The sequence below is a fragment of the Gordonibacter pamelaeae genome, assembly GCF_003340385.1.
GTDB lineage: Bacteria > Actinomycetota > Coriobacteriia > Coriobacteriales > Eggerthellaceae > Gordonibacter > Gordonibacter pamelaeae.
In genome coordinates, this window is sequence record NZ_PPTS01000012.1 from 14198 (window position 1) to 33407 (window position 19210).

The following is a 19210-nucleotide window of genomic DNA, read 5'->3' on the forward strand; positions in this document are numbered from 1 at the left end:
CAAGCAACGCAACCAGAAAGAAGCCGCCATGACCGACACGCATGCCGCATCCGCCCCGTCATCCACCAGCAGCGTAGCGCCGCTGCGTGCGGAAACCGCCGCGCAGCTCCCCGACACCCTCGCGGTTGTCGAGGGCGGCGGCGTCACCTCGGCGCGCGGATTCCGCGCGGCCGGCGTCCATGCGGGCTTCCGCAAAGACCCCAACCGCTTCGACCTTGCGCTCGTGGCCGCCGACAAGCCGTGCGCATGCGCGGCCGTGTTCACCCAGAACGTGTTCTGCGCGGCGCCCGTCACGGTGTCCCGCGAGCATTTGGAGGACTGCGGCTACGGCATCGCGCAGGCCGTGGTCGTAAACTCCGGCAACGCCAACGCCGCCACGGGGGAGCGCGGGCTCGCGGCCGCCCGCGAAACCGCCGCCATCGCAAGCGACGTCCTCGGCTGCGCGCCCACCGAGGTGCTGGTGGCCTCCACCGGCGTGATCGGCGAACACCTGCCGCTCGAGCCGTTCGCCACGGGCATCCCCCTCGCCGCCCTCGAGCTCTCGGTAGCAAGCGGCGGCGCCAACGCGGCGCGCGCCATCATGACCACCGACACGCGCCCGAAGGAGGCGGCGGTCACGTTCTCGGGCGACGGCATCGGCTACGACGGCTGCACGTTCACGGTGGGCGGCATGGCGAAGGGCTCGGGCATGATCATGCCGAACATGGCCACCATGATAGCCGTGCTCACCACCGATGCGCCGGTGCGCCCCGACGCGCTGCACGCCGCCCTCTCCCGCGCGGCGGGCCGCAGCTTCAACAAGGTCACGGTCGATTCCGATACGTCCACGAACGACTCGTGCTTCCTGTTCTCCAATGGCGGCGCCACGCCGAGCACCGTTCCCTTCCATCCGGGCTCTCCGGCGCTCGCCCGCTTCGAGCAGGCGCTCGAAGCCGTGTGCCAGAACCTCGCGCGCCAGATGGCCGCCGACGGCGAGGGCGCCACGCGCCTCGTCACCGTGAACGTGACGGGCGCCGCCACGCCGGCCGACGCCGATGCCGCCGCGCGAGCCGTCGCGAACTCCCCGCTCGTCAAGACGGCTGTCTACGGCCACGACGCCAACTGGGGCCGCGTGGCCATGGCCATCGGCAAGTCGGGCGCCGCCTTCCGCCAAGAAGACGCCGCCATCGACATCATGGGCCTGCCCGTGTGCCGCGGCGGGCTCACCGTCCCCTTCGACGAGGACGAGGCGCTCCGGCGCTTCGAGAACCCCGAAATCGCAATCGACGTCGACCTCGGCGCCGGCGACGCCGCCACCACGGTTTGGACCTGCGATTTCAGCCACGATTACGTCACGATCAACGGAGATTACCGCTCATGAAGTACGCAAAGGACACGCGCCCGAAAGGCGTATCGCACAAGGCCGCGGAAGTGCTCGTCGAGGCCCTTCCCTGGATCAAGAACATCACCGGTAAGACCGTCGTCATCAAGTACGGCGGCTCGGCCATGGTCGACGAGCAGCTGCGCGCCGACGTCATGAACGACATCGTGCTGCTGAAGATCGTCGGCGTGAATCCCGTCATCGTGCACGGCGGCGGCAAGGCCATCACCGAGGCCATGGAATTCGTGAACCTGCCCGTGGAGTTCAAGGACGGTCAGCGCGTCACCACGCCCGAGGCCATGGATCTCGTGCGCACCGTGCTCATGGGAAAGGTGAACCAGGAGCTCGTGGAGGCCCTGAACGAGCACGGCAACTTCGCCGTGGGCGTGTCCGGCGCCGACGCAGGCGTCATCGTGGCCGAGCAGGCCAGCCCCGACCTGGGCCGTGTGGGCCGCATCACGCGCATCAACCGTCCGCTGCTCGACGACCTCGTGAACGCCGACTACATTCCCGTGGTCGCATCGGTCGCGCTCGGCGAGGACGGCGGCTTCTACAACGTGAACGCCGACATGGTGGCGGGCCACATCGCCGCCGCCATCGGCGCGCACAAGGTGGTGTTCCTCACCGACGTGGATGGCCTCTACGAGAACTTCGAGGACAAGTCCACGCTCATCTCGAACCTCACGCTCTTCGAGGCCCAGTACCTCATCGAGAACGACGTGGTGTCCACCGGCATGATCCCCAAGCTGAAGTCGTGCGTCACCGCGCTCGACGCCGGCGTGTTCCGCGCGCACATCCTGAACGGAACCACGCCGCATTCGCTGCTCCTTGAGCTTCTGACCAGTACCGGCGTAGGCACCACCATGCACTCCACGGAAGAGGCGTGCAAGTTCGACGCCCATCCGCTGGGCAACTTCGCCTCCAAGCTGCTGGAGAACCGCGAGCAGGCGGCCGCGCAAGCCGCTGCCGCCGAGCGCTTCGTGGGCTGATCGCCGATACCCGCTGACCGGCGAAGGGGCCGCGTGCCCCTTCCCGCATCGCGCGAAAGGCAGCTCTGCAACAACCGAACGGAAGGATCGCCATGAGCCTTGAGAGGCAGCAGGAACTGGAAGAACGCTACGTCATGCACACGTTCGGGCGCAAGCCCGTCGAGTTCGTGCGCGGCGCCGGCATGGTGCTCGAGGACGACAAGGGCCGTGCGTACCTGGACTTCATCGCCGGTATCGGCGTCATCAGCCTGGGGCACTGCCATCCGGCCGTCGTCGATGCGCTCCGGCAGCAGGCGGAGAAGCTCATCCACGTGAGCAACTACTACTATATTGAAGGCCGTGGGGAAGTGGCTCGCCGCCTCTCCGACCTGCTCAACCACGGCGCCCCCGAGGACGCGGAGCCGTGGCAGAGCTTCTTCGCGAACTCGGGCGCCGAGGCCAACGAGTGCGCCATCAAGCTGGCGCGCCTGCACGCCCGCAAGCGGGCGGAGGCGCAGGCCCGCGCCGCAGCGTCCGCCGCGCCGCGCGTCGTCGTCACGCTCGACCGCAGCTTCCACGGGCGCACCATGGCCACGCTGGCCGCCACGGCCCAGCCCGCCAAGCAGGAGGCGTTCCAGCCCCTGCCCGACGGCTTCGCCCATACGGCGCCCAACGACGTGGCCGCACTCGAGGCCCTGTTCGCCGAACGCGGCAGCGAGATATGCGCCGTCATGGTGGAATGCGTGCAGGGCGAGGGCGGCGTGCATCCGTGCACGCCGGAGTTCCTGCAAGCTGCACGCCGCCTTACCGAGGAGCACGACGCGCTGCTCATCTGCGACGAGGTGCAGACGGGCGTCTTCCGCTGCGGCACGCCGTTCGCGTTCCAGCGCTTCGGCATCGTGCCCGACGTCGTGACCATCGCCAAGGGCGTGGCCTCGGGCATGCCCACGGGCATGTGCGCGGCCCGTGCCAACGTGGCCGCCTCGTTCGCACCCGGCGACCACGGCTCCACGTTCGGCGGCAGCAACCTGGCCGTCGCCGCCGCGCAGGCCACGTTGCGCACGCTTGCGGACGAGGGCTTCGGCGCGCGCGTCGAGCGCGTGGGCGCCTACCTGCGCGAGCGCCTGGCCGAATTGCCTCACGTGGTGGAGGTGCGCGGGCTGGGGCTCATGGTGGCTGCCGACCTGGCCGAGGACGTCGATGCGAACGACGTCGTCCTGCGCGCGCTGGGCAAGGGCCTCGTCATCAACGCCACCGGCCCGCATACGCTGCGCTTCCTGCCTCCGCTCGTCTGCGAGGAGCAGCACGTGGATCAGCTCGTCGAGCGCCTGTCCTGCCTGCTGGGCGTGTAGGGCCGCCTGCTATTGCCTCGAACGCCCGCCGCCTTGGGCGTTCGAGGCGCCCGCTTTACCGAATTTTTCGTACTTTTGGAAATTCCTACTTCGCAAACGCAGTGTCATGAGGTACTATTTACTGCATAAATTTTGCCGGTCTTGCGATTTTCTGCATAACCGTGCGAATGGCTGTGAAACTGTATGTGATAGTGCTCCGCAAGGACAGAGAGTCGAGGGCATGAGGAAACGTCAGCAACGGCATGACATCATCCGCGATATCATTCGCGAGCATAATGTCAAGACGCAGCGCGATCTCGCCGATCAGCTGCAAGCCGCAGGCTACGATTGCACCCAGGCCACCATCTCTCGGGACATCATGGACATGGGCCTGGTGAAGTCCCGCGAAGGCTATTACGTGCTGCCGGAGGAAATGCGCCTCCAGCGCATGGTTTCCGAACTGGTTGAAGAGGTACACGTGGCAGGCAATCTCATCGTGGTCAAGACGTTCTCCGGCGGAGCCGCCGGCGTCTCCGCTGCGCTCGATAAAGCGAGCTTGCGCGGCGCGCTCGGCACCGTTGCCGGTGACAACACGATCATGATCGCTGCCGAGAGCCCCGAGGCCGCTCTTGAAGTTGAGCGTGCCATCGACCGACTGCGACGACGTTAGTCGTCTACTTTAGCGCGAGGGACGCTTTTCTCCCTCCTTTCCCCCAAGGCTGCCCAGCAGCATGAAGTCGTGAGAGCCGCCCGGCGCTCACGCCACCGCGAAAAGCCGCGATGCACACGGGACCCCGTGTATCCGCACGCCGAGAACGGCAGGGCGGAGCCAAGGCCAACCCGTATCTGCATCGGAGAACCGGGCAACGAACCATTTAAGCCAAAAGAAAAAGCAAACGCAGGAAAGGGATTCATCATGGCAGATCAGAAGGAAAAAGCGGTACTGGCATACTCGGGCGGCCTCGACACGTCGTGCTGCATCAAGTGGCTCCAGGAGAACAAGGGCGTCGACGTCATCGCCGTCGTGGGTGACGTGGGGCAGGAGCACGAGGGCCTCGAGAAGATCAAGCAGAAGGCGCTCAAATCCGGCGCGCTCGACTGCCTGGTAGTGGACATGCGGGAGACGTTCGCCAAGGAGTACCTGGCCAAGGCTCTCGCTGCCAACGCCATGTACGAGAACAAGTACCCGCTGGTCTCGGCGCTGTCGCGGCCGCTCATCTCCAAGCACCTCGTGGACGCCGCCCACAAGTTCGGCGCGAAGTACATCGCGCACGGCTGCACGGGCAAGGGCAACGACCAGGTGCGCTTCGAGTCGAGCATCACGATGCTGGACCCCGACATCGAGATCCTCGCCCCGGTGCGCGAGTGGGAGCTCAAGACCCGGCCCGAGGAGATGGAGTGGGCGCAGGCTCACGGCATCGAGGTGCCCACCACCAAGAAGTCGCCGTACTCCATCGACGACAACCTGTGGGGCCGGGCCATCGAGTGCGGCGTGCTGGAGGACCCGTGGACCGAGCCGCCGGCGGACATCTACACCATGACGAGCGATCCGATGCAGGCTCCCGACCAGCCCGAATACGTTGAGCTCACGTTCGCGCGCGGCCTGCCCTACATGATCAACGGCGACCAGAAGAGCTTCCTCGGCATCATCTACGCGCTGAACGAGATCGCCGGCAAGCACGGCTACGGCCGCATCGACATGATCGAGAACCGGCTCGTGGGCGTGAAGAGCCGCGAGTGCTACGAGGTGCCGGCGGGCCTCGCGCTCATCCAGGCGCACAAGGCGCTCGAGGACCTCGTGCTCGAGCGGGAAGTGCTGCATTACAAGCTGGGCATGGAGCAGGCCTGGGCCACCGCCGTGTACAACGGCCAGTGGTTCTCGCCGCTCAAGGAGGCCATCGACGCGTTCATGGCGTCCACCCAGCGCTGCCTGTCCGGCACGGTGAGGCTCAAGTTCTACAAGGGCTCCTGCACGGTGGTCGGCCGGAAGAGCGCCTACTCGCTCTACGACTACGCGCTGGCCACCTACGACAAGGACGACGCGTTCGACCACACGGCCGCCAAGGGCTTCATCAAGCTGCAGACGCTCTCCGGCAAGACGTGGGCCTCGAACCGTCGGCAGGAGGGCGCCCCGGCCGAGCTCTTCGATGCCGAGAAGCAGCAGGGCCCCCTCAAGAAGGGCAAGTACGAGGACGTGACGCCTCTCGGCAAGCAGGTTGTTGCCGAGGCAGAAGCCGTCTTGGCGTAAGCGAAAGGAAACCCATGGCACTCTGGTCAGGCAGGTTCACGGAGAACGTGAGCGAGTTCACGCAGCGCTTCGGCGCCTCGCTGCCGGTTGACAAGGCGCTCTATGCGCAGGATATCGCCGGCTCGAAGGCGCACGCGGCCATGCTGGGATCGGCGGGCGTCATCGCGCAGGCCGACGCCGATGCCATCGTGGGCGGGCTCGAGCGCGTGCAGGAGCGCATCGAGGCGGGGAAGTTCGCCTTCGACATCAACGACGAGGACATCCATATGTCCGTTGAGCGCGCGCTCATCGCGGACGTCGGCGATGCGGGCGCACGCCTGCACACGGGCCGCAGCCGCAACGACCAGGTGGCCACCGACACGCGCCTGTTCGCGAAGCAGCGCTGCGAGGACCTCATGGCGGCCAACGTCGCGCTGCGCCAGGCGCTCGTCAAACAGGCCGAGGAGCATCCGGACGTCATCATGCCGGGCTACACGCACCTGCAGCACGCCCAGCCCGTGCTGTTCGCTCACCATATGCTCGCCTACGTGTGGATGCTCGCACGCGACTTCGAGCGCCTGGCCGCCGCCCGCCGCGCCGCCGATGCCAGCCCGCTGGGCGCGGCGGCCCTCGCCGGCACCACGTACCCGCTCGACCGTCAGATGACGGCGGCGAGCCTCGGCTTCTCGCGCGTGATCCCCAACTCGCTCGATGCCGTGTCCGACCGCGACTTCCTGCTCGATTTGTCCTACGCGTGCAGCGTGTCGTGCATGCACCTGTCGCGCCTGTGCGAGGAGATCGTGCTGTGGTCCACGGCCGAGTTCGACTTCATCGAGCTCTCCGACGCGTTCTCCACGGGCTCGTCCATCATGCCGCAGAAGAAGAACCCCGACTTCGCTGAGCTCATCCGCGGGAAGACCGGGCGCGTGGTGGGCGACCTCGTGGCGCTGCTCGTCACCATGAAGGCGCTGCCGCTCGCGTACAACAAGGACCTGCAGGAGGACAAGGAAGGGGCCATCGACGCCGCCAAGACGCTCGAGGACTGCCTCGTGTGCGCCGCCGGCATGATCGAGACGATGGCGGTGAAGCCCGAGAGCATGCGCGCCCAGGCGAAGAAGGGCTACCTCGCCGCCACCGACGTGGCCGACTACCTGGCGAAGAAGGGCATGCCGTTCCGTCGCGCCCACGAGGTGGTGGGGCACCTCGTGCTTTTGTGCGAGCAGCGCGGCTGCGATCTGGATGACCTTGCGCTCGCGGACTTCCAGGCCGAGAGCGACCTCTTCGAGGCCGACATCACCTCCGCACTCGACCTCGACGCCATCGTGGCCGCCCGCACCACCGAGGGCGGCACGGGCCACGCCGCCGTGGCCGAGCAGCTGGCGCTCGCGAAGCAGGTTCTCGCCGCCGACGAGGCCGCGCTCTAGCCAGCAAGGGCGTGACAGGGGGACGGGGATAATGTCACGCCCCGCATCTGCTTGAAGGTTGTGAGAGCCCCGTGGGCGTGACATTATCCCCGTCCCCCTGTCACGCACCTTCAACCTCGCGTTCATGCCGCCGGGTCATCCGGCGGCATTTTTAGGCCTCCCATCGGCCCTTTTGCCTTGTGACCATTTTCCAACAAACTTGTGTTGATTCAAGAGGGGCAGCCCCCCGATGATACAATGGCGAAAGTTTTTTGGAGGTGTTCACGTGGCTTCACGTTCAATGAAGAACCGGCCCAGTGCCAAGAAGAAGCATCCCAAGATCGGGCTGCTCGTCGTCGTCAGCGTCCTGGCGGCCGTAATCGTCGCCGGCGGCGTGGGCGTCTACGCCCTCGGCATGTCCTGGATCGGCGATCTGACGGAGTACGACGTCTCGAATACGGACAATCTCAATACCTCGCTCCCAAGCGAGGCGTGGGACAGCACCAAGACCGTCCAGCTTGCCAAATTCCAGCTGGACAACCGCGAGCCGGTTGAGTTGAACCAGATCAGCCAGTATGTGCTCGATGGAACGGTGGCAACCGAGGACGAGCGCTTCTACGAGCACGGCGGCTTCGACCTGGCCGGCATCGCGCGTGCGCTCGTGGTGAACATCACCGGATCGGGTCGCGAGGGCGCCTCGACCATCACGCAGCAGTTCGTGCGCAACACCATCCTCTCCGACGAGATGGATGAGATATCCATCAAGCGCAAGGTGCGCGAGATGTACCTTTCCGTCAAGCTCGAGGAAGTGTACTCGAAAGACGAGATACTGCGCATGTACCTCAACACCATCAACTACGGCAACGCCACGTACGGCATCCAGGCCGCCTCGCAGCGCTACTTCTCGAAGGACGCGACCGACCTGACGCTGGCCGAGGCTGCCGCCCTCGTGGGCATTCCCCAGTCGCCGTCTTACAACAACCCGCTTGTCGACGGCGGCAAGAACTGCATAGAGCGACGCAATCTCGTGCTCGACCGGATGCTGTCGAATGGCTATATCACCCAGGAGGAGCACGACGCGGCGCAGCAGGCTCCCCTCGAGGTCAACGAGACCATCCCCACGAACGACGGCATCCTCGCCTACCCGTACTTCACCAGCTACATGCGCCAAGAGCTCAAGGAAGAGCTGGGAATGTCGGAGGCGGAGATACTCAAGGGCGGGTTCACCATCGTCACGACGCTCGACGTCACCGCCCAGGAGGCGGCGGAGCAGGCAGCGAGGGACAAGGCCGCCCAGGCAAACGGGACTGCCGGCCTTGACAACGTGTTCGAGTCTGCCATGGCGGCCGTCGACCCCGAGACGGGCCACATCAAGGCGCTCGTCGGGGGCAGGGATTACTCTGAGAGCCAGGTGAACCTCGCAACGGGCACCGGCGGGGCCGGCCGTCAGTCGGGATCCTCGTTCAAGACGTTCACCCTGGTGGCGGCTATCAAGGCGGGAATCGATCCGCAGACCCTCATCAACTGCTCGGCCACGGCGAAGTTCCCCGGGTGGTCCGTCGAGAACATCAACAAGACGGAGTATGGAACCCGCAGCATCGCGCGTGCCTTCGCCGTGTCTTCGAACACCGGTTTCGCGCGCCTCTGCCTGTCGCTCGGGCCCGACGCCGTGGCTTCGACTGCCAAGGAGATGGGCATCCATTCCAATCTGTCGAGCACCGGCTCTATTACGTTAGGCGTCGACGCGGTGACGCCCCTTGAGATGGCCGAGGCCTACGCTACGCTTGCCAGCGGGGGCGTCCACCACAACACCACTCCCGTCCTGCAAGTTTACAATCGCGATGACGAGCTGGTCGTGGATAACACCACCACCGAGGGAGAGCGGGTGCTCGAGCCCGAGGTCGCCCATGCGGCCCTCAAGGTTATGGAGGGCGTCGTGCAGAGCTCCGAGGGCACCGGCACCGATGCCGCCTTGGCGAACGGGCAGGTTGTCGCAGGTAAGACGGGCACCTCGGACGATTACAAGGACAGTTGGTTCTGCGGCGTGACGCCCCAGATGTCGGTGGCTTTCTGGCTTGGCGACCGTCGCGATTACTTTGGAGGCAACTCCTGCGAATCGATCCCGCCGTCGGTCACGGTGGCAAGCGCCTTTGCCAGCTTCATGAACGTGGTGCTCGAAGGGCAGCCTGCGGTCGATTTCGCCAATGCCGCCAATCCGCCGTATAAGACCTATACCGATGCGAAGTACGGCATCGGGGGCACCGCCGGCTCTTCAGGTGAGGATGAGTCGAAAGACTCGGACAAGAAGGACAAAGACACCGATTCCAACAGCGCGAACGGGACCAACAACGGCTCGAACTCGGGCGGCACTAACGGATCCAACACGCCGGGAGGGCCATCCGGCGGTGGGACCGACAAGCCCGATCCGGCTCCAACCCCGGACCCCGAGCCCACGCCGGACCCCGAGCCCACGCCCGATCCGGAACCGGAGCCGACCCCCGATCCCGAGCCCACCCCGAAGCCCGATCCGGCCAAGACCCCGTCTGCGGCAAGTTTCTCTCTGCCAACGATTTGGTCGCGCACACTTCAAATGCTCGCCGCATAACAGGTACACTGTTTGCAGGTTGTTTTCACGCGCCGCATCCAAGCGGCGCTTTACTCGAAAGGGAAGTAGGTTGTACATGAAACGTTCCATGCTCATCAAAGCCGTCGGCGTCATGTGCGCGGCCTTCGTGGCGGTTGCCGCGCTCGCCGGCTGCACGTCGCAGGAAAGCGCCGCGACGAAGCAGCAGTCCGAGAACCGACAGTACATGACGCAGGTCAACCAGACGATGGAAGATCTGCAGAGCCGGCTCGACGGTTTCACCGACGCCGTGTCGCGCGGCGACCTGGTGGGCATGCGGACACAGGCCGACAACGCCTACAAGGCGCTCGACGAGCTGGGCAAGCTGAACGTCCCCGACGATCTCAAGGACATCCAGCAGGAGTACGTCGACGGCACGAACAAGCTGAAGGACGCCCTGAACGCCTACATCGAGCTCTACACGGAAATCGACAGCGCCACCGAGGCACAGCCTTTCGACTATTCGACGTACGACCAGCGTATAGCCGATATCAAGAGCCAGTACGACGAGGGTATCGGCAAGCTCCAGTCGGGCGACAACAAGGCCTCCGAGAAGAACTAGCAACAGCCTGTTCTTCCAACCAAAACGCTCCCCTTCCTCAAGTTCGTGGAAGGGGAGCGTTTCGATGCAAGGGCAAAACGTCGAATCATCCCGTGCCGTCAGGCGGAGGGTCGGGGGTTGGGTCCGGGTCGGGAGGTGGATCCGGGTCGGGCGTCGGGGTAGGTGTCGGCGTGGGGGTCGGGTCAACCGGCTTCGGCCCCTTCGACACCACGAGCACGATCTTGCCGTTCTGCACGCTCTGGCTGATGACGATGCCCGCTGCGACGCTGCTCGAATACTCCTCGGTATAGGAGACGTCGTACCCGTTCAGCAGGGAGGCGGCATCGCTTAGGGAAAGCCCCACGGCACCCGCCGCCTTCGCGGCGAGCTCCTTGTCCTTCTCTTCCTGCGTTTGCTTCGCGTACTTCTCCTTCTGCTCCGTGTTGAAGGGGTTCTTGTACTCGGGATCCTTCGTCTCGGGGAATTGCACGATCTCCGTACCCGCGAGGGCTCGCGACATGAAGTCCCTCCACAGATAGTTGGCAGTGAGGTCCTCGTCGGTCTGTTCGTAATTGCGGCTGCCGATCCAAGCGGCGCACGAGAGTTGCGGCGAGTATCCTACGAGCCAGTGTCCGCGAAATTCCTGCACGGTGCCCGTCTTGCCCGCCACCGGTTGCCCGTTCGTCGGCATCATGCCGTAGGCGGTGCCATCAGAAGATTCGAAAACCGTGCGAAGCACCTTGGTCACGGCACCCGCCACCTCTTCGGAGATCACACGCTCTCCCTCGTCGCTGGTCGGTGCCTCGTAGACCACGTTGCCGTTCTTGTCCACGATCTTCGTCACGGCTACCGCCTCGTGTCGCATCCCACCGGTAGCAAAGGTGGCGTAGGCTTTCGCCATATCGAGGGGCGTGACGTTCTCCGTGCCCAGCGTGGCAATAGGCAGGTTCTGCGTTTCGAAGTTCGCCCCGAGGCGTTGCGCCATCTCGTTCATGGCGGCAGGGGTCACTTTTTCGGCAAGTCGGTAGTAGCCAGTGTTCGACGACACGGTGGTGGCGCTTGCGATGCTGCGTATCCCGTAGTTGGTATTGCCGAAGTTCCAAAGCTCTTTGCCGCCCGTTATGGTCATCGGGTTCGTGCAGTCGATCATCGTTGCGGGATTGATGCCCTGCTCGATGGCTGCCGCCAAGGTGAACGGCTTGAACGACGATCCTGTAGGCTGGCCTCCCTGCGTGGCGACGTTCCATTGGTTAGAGAAATAGTCCTTGCCGCCCACGAGGGCTTTTATATAGCCCGTACTTGGCTCGACGGCCACGATGGAGGACTCGAGATTATCGGCAATGACCTCGTTTTGGGCGGCGCAGGCCGCTTCAGCCTTCTCCTGCATGGCCGGGTCGAGCGACGTGTAGATGGTGTAGCCACCCTCGAACAGGTCGGCATAGGAGAGGCCGAAGGGGTTGTTCTCGGCCGTCAGAAGGTCGCGGACATAGCTGGTAAAGTAAGGATAGGCGTAGATTCCCTGGCTGGGCGGATCGCCGGCCAGGTTCAGATCCTCCTCCAGCGGCACCGCTTGGGCTGCATCGTGCTCCTCCTGCGTGATGTCGCCGGCCGTGAGCATGCGGTCGAGCACCACGTTGCGGCGCTCCTGGCAGGCCTCCGGGTTCTCCTTCGGGTTGAGGTACGTCGGCGACTGGGGGATGCCCACAAGGGCGGCAGCCTGCGACAGCGTCAAGTTGAGCGCCGACACCTGGAAGTAGTTCTGTGCCGCCGCCTCTATGCCGTAGCAGCCGTCGCCGTAGTTGATGGTGTTCAGGTACATGAGGAGTATCTCGTCTTTGGAGTACATCTTCTCCATGTCCACCGCCAGCTGCGCTTCGCGGATCTTGCGCTCGAACGAGATGTCGTTGGCCTCCTCGGACAGCACGGTGTTGCGCACGAGCTGCTGCGTGATGGTGGAGGCGCCCTCGAGCGCCCCGCCGCCCAGGTTGACGAGCACGGCGCGTGCGATGCCGGGAAGGTCCACGCCGGTATGCTCGTAGAAGCGCACATCCTCGGTGTCCACCGTGCCCTTGAGCACGTAGGGGCTCACCTGGTCGGCCGAGGCGAGCGGGTCCCGCTTCTCAAGCTGGAACTCGGCCAAAAGCGTGCTCTGGTCGCCCGCGTACATCGTCGACTCCTGCGCGTAGTTGAACGCGTCGGTGCTCGACAGGCTGGGGAGGTCGCTCGTCCAATCGTCTATGACGTGAAGCACGCCCTGGACGCCTTGATACGCCACGAAGCAGAAAGCCGCTGCTGCGACAAGCAGGAGCCATTTCGCGGCATGGGTGCGCGTTTCGCGCTGTTTTCGCCGTATTTTCATGGTTCGACTATACTACCATACTGCCGTTGCCGAACCGTTACAACGCGGGCCGGCGCACAGAAAAGAGCATAAAGCGGCTGCTCGCACGCATAATGCACGTGCGGTCGCATGAGATACGCAGTTAGGAAGCAACTATGTCGAACCAGCAAGGCACGGCGCTGCCGTCCGTGGAACTGCTTGCCCCGGCGGGGGGCGCAGAGGCGCTGCACGCGGCGGTGGCAGGTGGGGCGGATGCCGTCTACCTGGGATTGGACGCGTTCAACGCACGGCGCAACGCCGACAACTTCACGCTTGAGACCCTTGGCGAGGCCTGCGACTACGCGCATCTGCGCGGCGTGCGCGTGTACGTGACGCTGAACACCGCCATCCTGCCCTCGGAGGTCGACCGCGCTCTCGAGTGCGCGCGGCAGGCGTACCGGGCCGGCGCCGATGCCTTCATCGTGCAGGACGTGGGCGTGGCCGCCGAGCTCGCCCGCTCGCTTCCCCAGGCGCGCCTGCATATCTCCACGCAGATGAACACCCACAACGCAGCCGGCATCGAGGCAGCCGCCAAGCTGGGTGCGCGCCGCGTGACGCTCGCGCGCGAGCTGTCCCTGGCAGAAGTTGAGCACCTGGCCGGCATTGCGTCCGACCTCGGCCTGGAAGTCGAGGCGTTCGCCCACGGTGCCCTGTGCGTGTGCTATTCGGGCCAGTGCTTCATGTCCTCGATGATCGGCGGCCGCTCGGCGAACCGGGGCCTGTGCGCCCAGGCGTGCCGGCTTCCCTACGAGCTGCGCAACCGCGCACAGCGCAAGGAGCTGCCGTCGCCGGGCGAGCACCTGCTCTCGCCGCAGGATCTCTGCGTCATCGACCTCATGCCCGAGCTGGTGGCAGCCGGTGCCGCCTCGCTCAAGATAGAGGGGCGCATGAAGTCCGCCGACTACGTGTTTGCGGTGACGTCCGCCTACCGGGCGGTGCTCGACCGCGTGCTGGCCGCGCGTGCGACGGGCGAGGCGGCGGAGAGTGACCCCGTGCGCGCCACCGGCGACGAGCGCCGCGCGCTCGAGGAGGCGTTCTCGCGTGGATTCACCACGGCGTACCTCACGGGCCAACGCGGCAACGACATCATGAGCTACGGACGCCCCAACAACCGCGGCGTCTTCGTGGGCCGCGTGGCTTACGCGCGCGACGGGGTGGCGGCTATCGCCGCCGAGGAGGAGCTGCACGAGGGCGACGTGCTGGAATTCTGGACGAACAAGGGTCACTTCGCCCACACGCTCGGCCCTCTCGAGGCCGACAAGGCGGGCAACGTGCGCACGGCTCCGCAGCGGGCGGTGGGCAAGGGCGACCGCGTGTTCCGCGTGCGCAACGCCGCCACCGGCTTCGCCGACGACCCGTTAGCGCCGCGCGTGCGCGTGGTCGGTTCGGCGCGGCTGCGCATCGGCGAGCCGCTGCGCATCGAGTTTCGGCTCGCCGGCGCGGAGGCCGATGCCGCCGACGCCATCGGCGTGGCGGAGGGCGACGTCGTGGAGGCGGCGCGTACGAAGGCCGTGGCCGCGACGGACGTCCGGGCGCATATCGACCGGCTCGGGCAGACGCCGTTCCAGCTCGACGCGCTCGATATCGACCTCGACGAGAACGTGGGCATCGGCTTCTCCCAGCTGCACCGCGTGCGCGCCGACGCGCTCGACAACCTAAGCGCGAGTCTGTTGGCCCCCTATCGCAACCGCGCCCTGCCGCGCGTGCAGGAGCGGCCCCGCCGGGTTCCGGCCGAGCGCCGGGGCTGCACGGTTGCCGCATGGGTGACGAACCCCGCCTGCGCGCGCGCCGCCAAGCGCGCCGGCGCCGATACGGTCTACGTTCCGGCCCTCAACTACAAGCGCGGCGAGGCGGTCATCGCCGGCCAGCGCACGGGCACGGCAGAGCAGGCCGGCTACCCGAAGCAGTGCGTCACGGCGCTGCCCGTGGTCGACCATGACCCGGTGGCCGGCACCCGCGAGGATCTGCTCGGCTTCGACCCCTGGCGCTACGTGAAGCCCGGGAAGCCCGTGCTCGCCGAGAGTCTGGGCGCCGTGCAGCGCGCCGCCGAGCTGGGCGCCGTCGTGGAGGCGGGCCCGCACCTGCCGCTTGTGAACCGCCTCTCGCTCGAAACGATGGCCGACTGGGGGGTCGAGCGCGTGTGGCTCTCGCCCGAGCTCACGCTCGGCCAGGTGGCCGACCTGGCCGAGAACGCGCCCGTCGCGCTCGGCCTGACCATCATGGGGGCGCAGGAGCTCATGGTGTGCGAGCACTGCCTGCTCATGAGCCAGGGACCGTGCAACGAGCGGTGCGACGAGTGCGCGCGCCGCAAGAGCCCGCACTACCTCAAGGACCGCAAGGATTACGAGTTCCCCGTCGTCACCGACGCGCTGGGGCGCAGCCACGTGTACAACGGCGTGGTGCTCGACGTGGCCCAGGTGGTTCCCGACCTCATTGCAGCCGGCCTCTCGGCGCTCATGGTGGATGCCACGCTCATGAACGTCGAGGAGACGGCCGCCGCCGTGGCCCGCACCGTCCGCGCCCGCGACGTGGCCCAGCGCGACGGCAACGCGCTCGCCAAGACTCCCGGCACCACCAGCGGCCACCTCTACCGAGGGGTCTCGTAAGGGGGAAGCGCCACGATCAGGGGGTGACAGAGGGACGGGGATAATGTCACCCCCGCAAGCCGGCCCCGCCCCGCCCTCGCCGCCCTCGCAATCCCGGGCATGTGAAACGCCCCTTGTCGACCACCGATGTGCTAGAATCTCCAACACTATATATAGTAAGGAGAGAGATCGATGCTATCCGCTGAAGAACAACTGCACACCATCGCCTCCGGCGCGGCGCAGATCGTGCCGGAAAGCGCGCTGCTCGAGAAGCTCAAGCGCGGCAAGCCCCTCAATATCAAGCTGGGCGTCGACCCCACGGCCCCCGACATCCACCTCGGGCATGCCGTGCCGCTGCGCAAGCTCCGCCAGTTCCAGGACCTCGGCCACGGCGTCACGCTCATCATCGGCGACGGCACCGCGCTCATCGGCGACCCGTCCGGCCGCAACTCCACGCGCCCGCAGCTCACCTCCGAACAGATCAAGGCGAACGCCCAGACCTACGTCGACCAAGCCTTCAAGATCCTCGATCCCGAGAAGACCACCCTGCGCTACAACTCCGAATGGCTGCTCTCCCTCAACATGGAGGGCCTTTTGAAGCTTGCCAGCAACTTCACGGTGGCCCGCATCCTCGAGCGCGACGACTTCCACAACCGCTACACCAACAGCCAGCCCATCAGCCTGCACGAATTCCTCTACCCGCTCATGCAGGCCTACGACTCGGTCGTCATCGAGGCCGACGTGGAGCTCGGCGGCACCGATCAGCTGTTCAACCTGCTGGCCGGCCGCGAGCTCATGGAGAAGATGGGCATGGAGCCGCAGGTGTGCCTCACGCTTCCGCTGCTCGAGGGCACCGACGGCGTGCAGAAGATGTCCAAGAGCTACGGCAACTACATCGGCCTCACCGACGAGCCGGCCGACATGTTCGGCAAGGTCATGTCCATCCCCGACGAGCTCATGGTGAAGTACTACCGCCTGGCCTCCGCGCTACCGGTCGACGAGATCGACGAGATCGAGCGCGGCTTGGCTGCCGACGAGCTGCATCCCAACAAGGTGAAGCGCGCGCTGGCGCAGAACATCGTGGCGGCCTACTACGACGAGGCGGCGGCGCAGGCGGCCGAGGAGCAGTTCGACCTCGTGTTCAAGCAGCACGCCGTGCCCGATGACATCCCCGAGTTCGCGGCCGATCTCGCCCCCAACGACGAGGGCACCGTCTACCTGGCCAAGCTTATCGCCGATGCGGGCCTGGCTGCCAGCGCCGGCGAGGCCCGGCGCCTCATCGACGGCGGCGGCGTGAAGGTGAACGGCGAGCCCGTTCCCGCCAAGTCCTACAACGTGGACCCGGCGATGCTGGCGGGTGCCACGCTCCAGGTGGGCAAGCGCAAGTTCGTGCGCCTGGTCTAGGAAATCTGCCGACGAAGGCCCGTTCCGCCCTTGGCGGGGCGGGCTTTTTCGCATCAAGGGAAAGAATTTGGAAAACGTTGCAAGGATTCGCCCCGCCCGCTCGTGTTAGCGGTGAAGGAAGAAGCGAACCGAACCAACCAGGAGGACCGAAGCATGAAGAAGAGAACCGTCGCCATCGCCCTTGTCGCGTTGCTGGCAGTTGCCGCCGTGCCCACCATCGCCTTCGCCAGCGCCCAGGGCGGCGCCACGACGACGGAGCCTGTCGTCGCGCGGGGGATTGCCGATTCGGCGCCGGCGGCGCAGAAGGCCGTCGAGGCGGCATCGACCGCCGCGCCCGCGTGTCCGGGCTATGTCGACGCCGATAACGATGGCGTTTGCGACAACTACGCAGCCGGCACGTGCGCGCAGGGCGGACACCATCGCGGCTATGTCGACGCCGACAACGACGGTATCGGTGTCTGCGACAACTACGCCAGCGGCGCGTGCGCTGGTCAAGGCAACGGCCGTGGCCAGGGTGCCGGCTACGTCGATGCGGACGGCAACGGTACGTGCGACAACTACGAGGCAGGCACCTGCCCGGACAACGGCGCCGGCCACGGTCACGGCCAGGGGGCCGGCGCGGGCCGCGGCCATCACGGCCGCGGCTGCTAGCGCCGTCGTCGCGCCGGGCAGGGCATGAGGCCGCACGAGGACATAGAGCAGGCGATGGACGCGCACGGCTCCACGGTGTGGCGCGTGTGCGTCCTCTACTTTCGTGCTTCGGCCGATGCCCAGGATGCGTTCCAGGACACCATGGTCAAATACGCCCTTGCCGACACCGTCTCGTTTAACGATGACGAGCATCGCAAGGCCTGGCTCATTCGCGTGGCTGCCAACACCTGCAAGGACATGCTCAAGGCATCCAGCCGCGCGAACGTTCCCCTTGACGAAGGCGCCTGCGGCGACAAGCTCGTGTCCTGCGACGAGGCGATGCAGCCCGCATCGTTTTCGAGCGAGGTCGTGGACGCCCTGCGTGGGCTGACCGACCCGCCGCGCACGCCCCTCTACCTTTCTCTCTATGAAGGCTACACCGCTCCGGAAATCGCGACGATGGTCGACGCGCCCGTCAACACCATGTACTCGTGGATTGCACGTGGCAAGATGCTTCTGAAGGAGGCCCTCTCATGAACGATTTGGAGCAACGCGTTCGCGAGGCCTTCGATGAGGTGTCGCTTCCTCCCGAAGTGAGGGCGCGCACGCTTGCCGCCATCGACGATCTGGTACAGCCCAGGGAAGCTTCGCCTTCGAAGCCCCCTGCGCCGCGCATTGTGAAGTGGCGCCGTGCCGCCATCGCCCTTGCAGCGTGCTTGGTGCTGGCGGCCGTGGGCCTCGCAGGCTCCCGCCTGTACTTCGAGGAGACGGCATTCGTGGGCATCGACGTGAATCCGTCTATCGAGCTTGGCATCAACCGCTTTGACATCGTCGTCTCGGCGAAGGCCTACAACGAGGACGGCGAGGCTCTGCTTCGCGACGTATCGGTTACGGGAAAGCCCTACGACAGCGCCGTGGCAACGCTCACCTCGAGCACTGCCTTCGCGCCTTACCTGGAAAGCGACGCCTACATTGCGATAAGCGTGGCTTCCAACGACGCAGGCCAGTCCGACACGCTGCGCACGCAAAGCGACGCCTGCCTGCGCAGCCTGCCTTGCGAGGGCTCCTGTCATACGGTTGACGCGGAGACGCGCGCGGCTGCTTCGGCTGCCGGCATGGGTGCAGGCCGCTATCAGGCGGCACTCCGCCTGCTGGAGCTGGACGGCAGCCTGACGCTCGAAGACTGTGCCTCTATGAGCATGCACGAGCTGCGCAGCCGTATCGCCGCCCTCGAAGGCGGCGAGCCAGAGGGGGAGGGCGGCCAGCAAGGCGGCGCAGGCTGGGGATCCGGTCACGACGGCCCCGCTGGCAACGGCCACGGGCAGGGGGCAGGCCAGGGAAAGGGCGCTTCGGGCAAGGGCCACCACGCCGAATAAGCGCAAGTTTGAAGGATATGTGGCGCCATCCACGATAAGCTTGAAGCTTAATAGTGCTTCATCAGGCGTTTTACCAAAAGGTGTCGAAAAGTTTTCAAAAACTTGCATTTTCCCATTGCGTTGGTAATAGCTTACCGGTATTATACAAAACCCGCGCTTGAGGAGAGCGTGGGTCGTTCCTTCTGAAGAGAGCTTTTAGGAGCACGAAGATCGCGAGTCCGTTTCAACGGCATCTCGAAAATCTTCGAAAGTTTTCGAAAAAAAGTTCTTGACAGGATGGCAACGGGAAGGTAAAGTATCTCCTTGCGCCGCTCGCCCGGAAGGGAGGCGGCGAGGCCCCCCGGAAGGGGAGGCGAGAACCTTGAAAACCGGATATTGCGAGATG

General features: G+C 65.7%; 14 protein-coding genes. 13 read left to right on the forward strand and 1 reads right to left on the reverse strand.

The annotated features are described in order from the left end of the window. Positions 1-28: 28 nt before the first annotated feature. The 8 genes from argJ to C1877_RS14590 all read left to right on the forward strand — a co-directional run bounded on the left by argJ (position 29) and on the right by C1877_RS14590 (position 10474). Positions 29-1360, forward strand: coding sequence for a bifunctional glutamate N-acetyltransferase/amino-acid acetyltransferase ArgJ (argJ, locus tag C1877_RS14555; protein WP_114569484.1), 1332 nt, complete (start codon positions 29-31; stop codon positions 1358-1360). Beyond that, positions 1357-2349: an acetylglutamate kinase gene (argB, locus tag C1877_RS14560; RefSeq protein ID WP_015538625.1), complete on the forward strand. Its 993-nt coding sequence runs from the start codon at positions 1357-1359 to the stop codon at positions 2347-2349. The genes argJ and argB overlap by 4 nt, the downstream gene beginning before the upstream one ends. Before the next feature lie 92 nt (positions 2350-2441). Continuing rightward, the gene (locus tag C1877_RS14565) at positions 2442-3680 is read left to right on the forward strand and encodes an acetylornithine/succinylornithine family transaminase (protein WP_114569485.1); all 1239 of its coding nucleotides are present in this window, start codon (positions 2442-2444) and stop codon (positions 3678-3680) included. A 220-nt stretch (positions 3681-3900) separates the two neighbouring features. Further along, positions 3901-4329, forward strand: a complete 429-nt coding sequence (locus C1877_RS14570; protein WP_015538624.1) for an arginine repressor — start codon at positions 3901-3903, stop codon at positions 4327-4329. Positions 4330-4575: 246 nt separating this feature from the next. Continuing rightward, positions 4576-5907: an argininosuccinate synthase gene (locus C1877_RS14575; RefSeq protein WP_015538623.1), complete on the forward strand. Its 1332-nt coding sequence runs from the start codon at positions 4576-4578 to the stop codon at positions 5905-5907. Positions 5908-5921: 14 nt separating this feature from the next. Next, positions 5922-7310, forward strand: coding sequence for an argininosuccinate lyase (gene argH, locus C1877_RS14580; protein ID WP_114569486.1), 1389 nt, complete (start codon positions 5922-5924; stop codon positions 7308-7310). A gap of 265 nt (positions 7311-7575) precedes the next feature. Continuing rightward, positions 7576-9894: a transglycosylase domain-containing protein gene (locus tag C1877_RS14585; protein ID WP_227156007.1), complete on the forward strand. Its 2319-nt coding sequence runs from the start codon at positions 7576-7578 to the stop codon at positions 9892-9894. 76 nt (positions 9895-9970) lie between these two features. Then, positions 9971-10474 carry a hypothetical protein gene (locus C1877_RS14590; protein ID WP_015538621.1) on the forward strand — a complete coding sequence of 168 codons (504 nt, stop codon included), beginning with the start codon at positions 9971-9973 and terminating at the stop codon, positions 10472-10474. Between the two features lie 85 nt (positions 10475-10559). Here C1877_RS14590 and C1877_RS14595 read toward each other — a convergent pair whose 3' ends face one another. Then, positions 10560-12704 carry a transglycosylase domain-containing protein gene (locus C1877_RS14595; RefSeq protein WP_227156009.1) on the reverse strand — a complete coding sequence of 715 codons (2145 nt, stop codon included), beginning with the start codon at positions 12702-12704 and terminating at the stop codon, positions 10560-10562. A 242-nt stretch (positions 12705-12946) separates the two neighbouring features. Between C1877_RS14595 and C1877_RS14600 the strand changes: the two genes are divergently transcribed. The 5 genes from C1877_RS14600 (at position 12947) to C1877_RS14620 (ending at position 18825) form a co-directional block, all read left to right on the forward strand. Next, positions 12947-15436 (forward strand): U32 family peptidase, encoded by a 2490-nt coding sequence (locus tag C1877_RS14600; protein WP_114569488.1) that lies wholly within the window; start codon positions 12947-12949, stop codon positions 15434-15436. A 171-nt stretch (positions 15437-15607) separates the two neighbouring features. After that, positions 15608-16819, forward strand: a complete 1212-nt coding sequence (tyrS, locus tag C1877_RS14605) for a tyrosine--tRNA ligase (RefSeq protein WP_015538619.1) — start codon at positions 15608-15610, stop codon at positions 16817-16819. A gap of 153 nt (positions 16820-16972) precedes the next feature. Further along, the gene (locus C1877_RS14610; protein WP_181813866.1) at positions 16973-17470 is read left to right on the forward strand and encodes a hypothetical protein; all 498 of its coding nucleotides are present in this window, start codon (positions 16973-16975) and stop codon (positions 17468-17470) included. 24 nt (positions 17471-17494) lie between these two features. Continuing rightward, positions 17495-17986 (forward strand): RNA polymerase sigma factor, encoded by a 492-nt coding sequence (locus C1877_RS14615; protein ID WP_114569489.1) that lies wholly within the window; start codon positions 17495-17497, stop codon positions 17984-17986. Further along, positions 17983-18825, forward strand: coding sequence for an anti-sigma-I factor RsgI family protein (locus C1877_RS14620; protein ID WP_015538617.1), 843 nt, complete (start codon positions 17983-17985; stop codon positions 18823-18825). The genes C1877_RS14615 and C1877_RS14620 overlap by 4 nt, the downstream gene beginning before the upstream one ends. Positions 18826-19210: the final 385 nt, after the last annotated feature.

Bases quoted from the DNA above. Each gene is read 5' to 3' on its own strand.
- argJ (WP_114569484.1), top strand. From the start codon at position 29: ATGACCGACACGCATGCCGCATCCGCCCCGTCATCCACCAGCAGCGTA.
- argB (WP_015538625.1), top strand. From the start codon at position 1,357: ATGAAGTACGCAAAGGACACGCGCCCGAAAGGCGTATCGCACAAGGCC.
- C1877_RS14565 (WP_114569485.1), top strand. From the start codon at position 2,442: ATGAGCCTTGAGAGGCAGCAGGAACTGGAAGAACGCTACGTCATGCAC.
- C1877_RS14570 (WP_015538624.1), top strand. From the start codon at position 3,901: ATGAGGAAACGTCAGCAACGGCATGACATCATCCGCGATATCATTCGC.
- C1877_RS14575 (WP_015538623.1), top strand. From the start codon at position 4,576: ATGGCAGATCAGAAGGAAAAAGCGGTACTGGCATACTCGGGCGGCCTC.
- argH (WP_114569486.1), top strand. From the start codon at position 5,922: ATGGCACTCTGGTCAGGCAGGTTCACGGAGAACGTGAGCGAGTTCACG.
- C1877_RS14590 (WP_015538621.1), top strand. From the start codon at position 9,971: ATGAAACGTTCCATGCTCATCAAAGCCGTCGGCGTCATGTGCGCGGCC.
- C1877_RS14600 (WP_114569488.1), top strand. From the start codon at position 12,947: ATGTCGAACCAGCAAGGCACGGCGCTGCCGTCCGTGGAACTGCTTGCC.
- tyrS (WP_015538619.1), top strand. From the start codon at position 15,608: ATGCTATCCGCTGAAGAACAACTGCACACCATCGCCTCCGGCGCGGCG.
- C1877_RS14610 (WP_181813866.1), top strand. From the start codon at position 16,973: ATGAAGAAGAGAACCGTCGCCATCGCCCTTGTCGCGTTGCTGGCAGTT.
- C1877_RS14615 (WP_114569489.1), top strand. From the start codon at position 17,495: ATGAGGCCGCACGAGGACATAGAGCAGGCGATGGACGCGCACGGCTCC.
- C1877_RS14620 (WP_015538617.1), top strand. From the start codon at position 17,983: ATGAACGATTTGGAGCAACGCGTTCGCGAGGCCTTCGATGAGGTGTCG.